Source organism: Kytococcus schroeteri, from assembly GCF_002847825.1.
Lineage (GTDB): Bacteria > Actinomycetota > Actinomycetes > Actinomycetales > Dermatophilaceae > Kytococcus > Kytococcus schroeteri.
The window spans coordinates 1-6,145 of sequence record NZ_PKIZ01000004.1; the positions used below are offsets into that span (position 1 = coordinate 1).

The window sequence follows — 6,145 nt, forward strand, 5'->3', positions numbered from 1 at the left end:
GTGTGGGTGATGTTGCCGTCGGGGTACTCGCCGCCGGTGTCGACGGTGGGGCCGTGCTGGTCGCCGTCGCCGAAGTGGTAGGTGACGTTCTTGAGCTCGGGGAGGATCTTCAGGTCGTGGCCGAGCATCTGTGATGGGGGGATGGTGCGGGTCTCGTTCGGCTCGTAGCCGGCCTTGGCGAAGGTGGTGGTGAAGTAGACGGGTTTGTTGACCAGGGGGTCAGTGCGGGGCGGGTCCCAGGTGGGGGCGGGTAGGGCGAACTTCGTGACCTTGAAGGCCTTGGCGATGCGCTTGTCGGCCACTTCCCCGGACCGGCCGGGGACGGCCTCGGGGTAACACGTGACACCGGTGAACGACCAGCCTTGGACGACCTCGTCGTCCTGGGTGCGCAGGATGCGTTCGGAGATGGTGACCAGGGGTCCGTCGCCGAGGTAGCCGTCGCAGCCGTGGCGTGAGAGGTTGCAGTCCGCGCCGTGCTCGTCGGGTCCGGGGCGGATGCCCGGGCAGGTGTGTTGGACGACGTATTCGTAGTACAAGGTCGGCGGCTTCCCGGGCGCAGGTGGGGTCGACTTCGGCGGTCGCTTGTCCGCCAACTCCTCGACCTCGTTCTTGAGCATTCCGATGACGACACCGTCTCCGTCCTCGTCACAAGTGACGACCGGGCCGCAGTCCGAACTGCCCATCAAGGCGAGCGCCATGACGGTGAGGAGGCTCATCGGGAGCCATCCTTGGTGAAGACGGGGTCCTCATTGGGATGGAGCTTCTCCACGGCCCAACCCCCCTCGTGTCGGAGGCGGAAGAGAAGCCCCATCTCGTCGATCTCTTCGAGGCGAGCGGTCACCTCGCCATCGGGCGTCGTGAACGTCGCCGGTAGCTGGTGGAAGCCGACGACCGCGTCATAGGTGCTCGGTCCCGTCGCAGTCACCTTTGCGCCAAGAATGTCGAAGACAGGCCCATCAGATGCTTCCTTCGTCCGAGAGGCCTCGACCAAGGCTTCGGACTGGTTCGCGCACGTCTTGCAGTCGTCGCCGGCGTACTTGTCGAGTACCCCCGCCTTGGGGTGCTGGTAGAGGTGGTTCAGCGTCTCGACGTACCAGCGGGCGAAGGCCTCGGCACCCTCGGCGGTGTTCTCCTTCGCCGCGGCCGGCATCACCGGCGGAGCCGGAGCCTCGCTGGAGCTCTTGCTCGGCCGGGGCGAGTGCGGGGGGCTAGACTCGTTCGAGGGTGAGGCATCAGCCGAGTCGGACTCGCTCGGTGTGGGAGACCCAGAGGACTCCTGCGCGTCCGGCGACGCCGAGGAACCCGAGGCACTCGGCGAGGTCACGGGCGCGGAGGTCTCCACCGCATCAGGCGTGGTCGACGATGAGCCACCCCCCTCCGCATCGGAGGAGCACGCCCCCACCAACAGGGCCCCGCACACGGCGAGCACGGCGGTCTTCACGGGCAACGAACCAGCGGGCATGAGGGGTCTCCCGGTGCGACGAAGGGCAACACCGGCACCTTGGCACAGCGCACCACCCCACCGGCAGGGTTTTCCACAGGATCCCGATAACGATTCCCCCAAGAACACCCGCCCCTGCCGAACGCCCCCCAGACATGAGTGCGCCCGGGCCGTGGTCACACACACCCACGGCCCGGGCGGCTTGTTTGTCGGGGAGTCCCCAAGGGGGGAGGGCCTCGACCCGACGGGAACCGGAGTCCCCACCCACGCAGCCGGTCGCACAACGCCTGCGTGGGAGTCCTTGTGCCTGGTCAGTCCGCCTTCTCGCCGGCGGTCACGTCCAGGTCCTTCTTCTGCCCGTCGCGCACGACGGTGAGCTTCGCGGTGTCGCCCACCGCCCGCTCGTGCATCTGGGCAATGAGCGCCCACATGCTGTCCACCGGCTCGCCGTCGATGGCGACGACGACGTCCTTGGCCTTCAACCCCGCCTTGGCGGCAGGCCCGTCCGGCTCCACCGAGGCGATGCCGGCGCCGTTGACGCGCGCGCCGTCCACCTCCACCGTGGTGTCGCCCACGCGCACGCCCAGCTGGGCGTGGGTCGCCTTGCCGTGCTCGATGAGCTCGGAGGTGACGTTCTTCATCTGCGTGGCGGTGATCGCGAAGCCGATGCCGATGTTGCCGGACGCCTGGGGGTTGGACCCCAGCGTGGCGATGGCGGAGTTGATGCCCACCAGCTCGCCCGACGAGTTTACCAGTGCCCCACCGGAGTTGCCCGGGTTGATGGCCGCGGAGGTCTGGACCGCGTTGGTCACCACCTGGGTCTCGGTGTCGCCGGCGCGCACCGGCCGGTCCAGGGCGCTGACGATGCCGGTGGTCACCGTGCCGGACAGGCCCAGCGGGTTGCCCACGGCCATCACCGGGTCGCCGACGCGCAGGCCGGTGTCGTCGCCCACGGTGATCGGCTTCAGGTCCTTGGGGGCGTCCTTCAGCTTGAGCACCGCGAGGTCGGTCTCGGCGTCCGTGCCCACCACCTCGGCGGGGTAGGCACGGTTGTCGCCGAGCGTGACGGTGATGTTCTGGGCGCCGTCGACCACGTGGTGGTTGGTCACCACGTGGCCCTGCTCGTCCAGGATCACGCCGGACCCGGACCCGCCCGAGGTGGCGCTCTGCACGGAGATGGCCACCACGCTGGGCGAGACCTTCTCGGCCACCCCCGACCAGTCCACGCCGTCGGCCGTCGCCGCAGGGGTCTTCCCGGCCGCGGCGGCGTCCCCCGCCGTGGCCTCCTGCTGCGTTCCCTCGTCGGCCTTCGGGCTCGGGTTGCTGGCCGGGGCGCCCTGCGCCACCTGGCGCTGGGTGCTCGTCGTGGTGTCGTCACCGCCGCCGATCACGCCGTTCTCGGCGAGGGTCCAGGTGCCGGCCGTCGCCAGGGCAGCGGAGAGCACCGCAACTGTGGGGACCTGCCACCACCCGCGACGCGGGGGGACGGCCTCCTGGGTCCGTGCCGTGTACTCGTCCATGTCTGCTCCTCTCGACGACCTGCAGTCCACCACCCGATGCTTGGGCCGCGCTGCACCGTCGCTGGGATTTCTCTGGGAGTCCCGGGCCTGGTCCCCGCGGTGGGGTCGGGCTCAGCCCAGGGCGGGCAGCCGCACCTCGAACGTCGCGCCGCCACCGGATGTTCCCAGCGCCCGCACCGACCCGCCGTGCTGCTCCACCGTGGTGGCCACGATGGCCAGCCCCAGCCCGGACCCGCCGCCCGCACCGCGCTGGCGGGAGGGGTCGGAGCGGTAGAAGCGCTCGAACACGCGCTCGCGCTCCTCCTCGGGGATGCCGGGGCCGTGGTCCACCACGCGCAGCACCACCTCGTCGCGGTCGCGGCCCACCTGCACCTCGATGGGGCCGTCGGTGGTGTGCCGCACGGCGTTGGCCACGAGGTTGGTCACCACCTGGCGCAGGGCCGGCTCCCGGCCGGCCACCGGGGTGGCGCCCAGTGGCTGGCCTGCCAGGCCCTGGACGCGCAGGGTGCGCTCCGGCGCCCAGGCGCGGGTGTCGGCCACGGCGTCGCCGGCCAGCACGGTGAGGTCCACCTCGGTGGTCTCGGCGTCGTCGGTGCCGGGGGAGGCCGCGAGGCGGTGCTGCTCGTCGGCGTCCAGGCGCGCCAGCGTCATGAGGTCCTCCACGAGCACTCCCATGCGGGTGGCCTCGTCCTCGATGCGGCGCATGGCCGCCGTGGTGTCCTCGCGCCCGGTGATGGCGCCCGACCGGTACAGCTCGGCGTACCCGCGGATGGCCGCCATCGGCGTGCGCAGCTCGTGGGACGCGTCGGCCACGAAGCGCCGCATCTTCTGCTCCGAGGCGTCGCGGAGCTGGAAGGACCGCTCCACGTGAGCCAGCATCAGGTTGAGGCTGGTGGCCAGCGAGCCCACCTCGTCGCGGGTGCCCGGGTGCGGCACGCGGCGCGAGAGGTTGCCCTCGGCGATGCCGGCCGCGGTGTCCTCGATCTGCGTGAGCGGCCGGAACGCCCGGTTCATGAGCGGCCAGCCCACCAGGGCGCTGGCCACCAGGGCGAGCAGTCCCACGCTGAGGGTGAAGATCTGCAGGTTCCGTACGGCCTCGTCGATCTCACGTAGGGGCCGGGCCACGGCGTAGGTGGCCACGTGGTTGGCGTCCACGCCGGCCACCACGCGCCAGCGGTCGCCGTTGCCGTCGGTCACCGTGAACGGCCGGCCGCTGCGCACCCGCTCGTCCTCGGGGGAGAGGTAGTCCACCCGCGGGGTCGAGCCCGTGCTCTGCGGTGCGGTGACGCTGATGGGCTGGTGGCCGTTCACCGGCATGAACTGGATCCAGTAGTTGTTGGGCGGCCGGAAGCCGGTGGACCCCGCGGTGGTGAAGCTGTCGAAGGCCGACTGCGCCACCGGGGCCGCGGCCCGCTGCAGCTGGTCGTCCACCTGCCGCACCAGGAACTGCTGCATGAGCACCGCCAGGGCGATGGCGGTGGCCGTGAGCGCCCCGGCGATGAGCACCATCGCCACGGTGAGCAGGCGCACCCGCAGCGGCCAGTGGCCGGGTGCCCACCAGCGGCCGCGGCGGGTGCGCCGGGCCCGGGTGCCGGAGGTGGCGGGGGTCACGCGACCGACTGGGGCGGCATCCGCAGCACGTAGCCCACTCCGCGCTTGGTGTGGATGAGGGGCGGCAGGCCCTCGGTGTCGATCTTGCGGCGCAGGTAGGAGATGTAGCTCTCCACGATGCCCATCTCGCCGCGGAAGTCGTAGTCCCACACGTGGTCGAGGATCTGCGCCTTGGAGAGCACCCGGTTGGGGTTCTGCAGCAGGTAGCGCAGCAGGTTGAACTCGGTGGGGGAGACCTCGATGACCCGGCCGGCGCGCACCACCTCGTAGGTGTCCTCGTTGAGGGAGAGGTCCTCGAAGGTGAGCACGCGGTCGTCCTGGGGGTCGTCCTCGGCGCGGCTGCGGCGCAGGATGGCGCGGATGCGGGCCACCACCTCCTCGAGGCTGAAGGGCTTGGTGACGTAGTCGTCGCCGCCGACGGTGAGGCCCTTGACCTTGTCGTCCACGGAGTCGCGCGCGGTGAGGAAGAGCACCGGCATGTGCTGGTCGCGCTCCCGGAGGCGGCGCGTGATGGTGAAGCCGTCCACGTCGGGGAGCATCACGTCGAGCACGAGCAGGTCGGGCTCCACCTCGGCGGCCAGCTGCAGCGCCGTGCTGCCCTGCGCGGCGGTGTGCACCTCGAACCCGGCGAAGCGCAGGCTCGTGGCCAGCAGCTCGCGGATGTTGGGCTCGTCCTCGACGACGAGCAGGGTGGCGTCAGCGGTGGTGTCCATGCTCCCAGCGTCGCGGAGTCGGCTGGGAGTTGGCTGGAGGCTCGCTGGGCGGTCGGCGAGGGGGTGCAGGTGGCACCATGTGCGCATCGTGAGCACTCCCACCGCGCCCTCGGGCGCCCCCGCGTCCCCGTCCGCCGACCTCCCCGCCCGGGCCCTGTGGGTCCCGGCGGTGCTCGTCGCCCTCGTGGCCACCGCCACCCTGCTGGTCAAGGGCGGCTGGCCCATCGACCTGGAGGTCTACCGGTGGGGCGGGCAGCTCGTGGCCGACGGGGACCCGCTCTACGTGGCCCGTGACGGACTGCCCTTCACCTACCCGCCCTTCGCGGCGCTCGTGTTCGTGCCGCTGGCGCTCGTGCCGCGGGCGGTGGCGGTCGCCGTGCTGACCCTCGCGTCCGCGCTGGGCCTCGTGGTGGCGCTGCGGCGGGCCCTGGAGGGGCGGCGCGAGGGCAGCATGACCCTCCTCGGACGCCGACTGGCGCCCACCTGGCCGGTGCTGGGGGCCCTGGGCGTGGCGGCCGTGGTCTGCGAGCCGGTCTGGCAGACCTTCTCCTTCGGCCAGGTCAACCTGCTGCTGGCCGGGCTGCTGGCCGCCGACCTGCTGCGCCGCGGCGACCGCCCCTGGCGCGGGGTGTGGCTGGGCGTGGCTGCCGGCATCAAGCTCACCCCGGTCTTCCTCGTGGCCTGGCTGGTGCTCACCCGCCAGTGGCGGGCCGCCGGCGTGGCCCTGGCCTCGATGCTGGCGACGGTGGGCCTGGGCTTCCTCCTGCTGCCCTCGGACTCCCGCGCCTTCTGGAGCGAGGTCCTGCCCGAGACCGGCCGCATCGGCGCCCCCAGCTACGTGGCCAACCAGTCGGTCAAGG

Annotated in this window: 6 protein-coding genes; 1 reads left to right on the forward strand and 5 read right to left on the reverse strand. The window is 71.7% G+C overall.

What is annotated here, in order from left to right; translation table 11 throughout:
* From CYJ76_RS02845 to CYJ76_RS02865, 5 genes are all read right to left on the reverse strand, one after another.
* The coding region (locus CYJ76_RS02845; RefSeq protein ID WP_144043023.1) for a hypothetical protein at positions 1 to 716 on the reverse strand (716 nt) is incomplete at its 3' end.
* On the reverse strand, positions 713 to 1,150 hold the full coding sequence (locus tag CYJ76_RS02850) for a DUF6318 family protein (RefSeq protein ID WP_238138134.1): 438 nt from the start codon (positions 1,148 to 1,150) through the stop codon (positions 713 to 715). The genes CYJ76_RS02850 and CYJ76_RS02845, both read right to left, overlap by 4 nt.
* Before the next feature lie 602 nt (positions 1,151 to 1,752).
* Positions 1,753 to 2,961: a S1C family serine protease gene (locus CYJ76_RS02855; RefSeq protein ID WP_101849206.1), complete on the reverse strand. Its 1,209-nt coding sequence runs from the start codon at positions 2,959 to 2,961 to the stop codon at positions 1,753 to 1,755.
* 111 nt (positions 2,962 to 3,072) lie between these two features.
* Complete coding sequence (locus CYJ76_RS02860; RefSeq protein WP_237769811.1) at positions 3,073 to 4,572, reverse strand: sensor histidine kinase; 1,500 nt, start codon at positions 4,570 to 4,572, stop codon at positions 3,073 to 3,075.
* Positions 4,569 to 5,285, reverse strand: coding sequence for a response regulator transcription factor (locus CYJ76_RS02865; RefSeq protein WP_070705638.1), 717 nt, complete (start codon positions 5,283 to 5,285; stop codon positions 4,569 to 4,571). The genes CYJ76_RS02860 and CYJ76_RS02865 overlap by 4 nt, the downstream gene beginning before the upstream one ends.
* A gap of 88 nt (positions 5,286 to 5,373) precedes the next feature.
* On the opposite strand from CYJ76_RS02865, the gene CYJ76_RS12365 reads away from it, so the two are divergent.
* A partial coding sequence (locus CYJ76_RS12365; protein WP_180802188.1) for a glycosyltransferase 87 family protein occupies positions 5,374 to 6,145 on the forward strand: 772 nt, incomplete at its 3' end.